The 834-nt window shown below is 42.3% G+C and carries 1 protein-coding gene; it reads right to left on the minus strand.

Annotated features, from left to right (window positions below; all coding sequences use genetic code 11):
- Positions 1-4: 4 nt before the first annotated feature.
- On the minus strand, positions 5-834 hold an 830-nt coding region (locus ACYQ35_RS09710; protein ID WP_459832875.1), incomplete at its 5' end, for an IS110 family transposase.

Raw genomic sequence — 834 nt, forward strand, 5'->3', positions numbered from 1 at the left:
AAAATTAAGCTACTGGCAGGTATGCTTTTCCTGATTTTTCCATTGCAAAAATTAAGCGCACAAGCTTCTTAGCGGCATGAGATAATGCGACATTATAATGCTTGCCTTCCGAGCGTTTCTTTTCAAGATATGCACCAAAAGATTTATCCCAGTGACAGACATATTTTGTGGCATTATAAAGGGCGTACCGGAGGTATCTGGAACCTCGTTTCTCCATATGAGAATAACAGTTATCTAACTGCCCGGATTGATAAGTGGAAGGAGACATTCCTGCATATGCAAGGATCTTATCTGCGGAATCAAAACGGCTGAAATCTCCGATTTCAGCAAGGATCATTGCACCCATCCGGTAACTGATGCCAGGGATGGTAAGGATTGGCGATTGGATCTCTTCATCCATGATCCGCTTGATGGCTGCTTCGATCTCATCAATCTCAGCCGTTAATTCCTGGATGAGTTTAATGGTATGTTTGAGTTCCAAAGACTTGGCAGGCATATGAGAACCGATGGAACTTCTTGCAGCGTCACGAAACATGACGGCAGTATCTTTCCCGTATCTGCCCTTAGAACTCTCAGAGAGCAGGTTGGAAAGTCGTGTGAGGTGTGCATTTGCAACAGCATCTGCACTTGGAAATTCAGAAAGCAAAGCATAAACGGATGCTATATGAAGTGTAGGAACGAGTTTTTCCAGTTCAGGAAAGAGAATACAGATTAGTCTTGAAACGGAACTTTTCAGTTTTGCCCGTTCCTTTACCTTATCAAAACGATAACGAGTAAGTGACTTTAATTCCTCGTTGTGGTAAGATGTATCTGAGTAGGACTTTAAGTTCATAT

Source organism: Faecalimonas hominis (genome assembly GCF_054660755.1).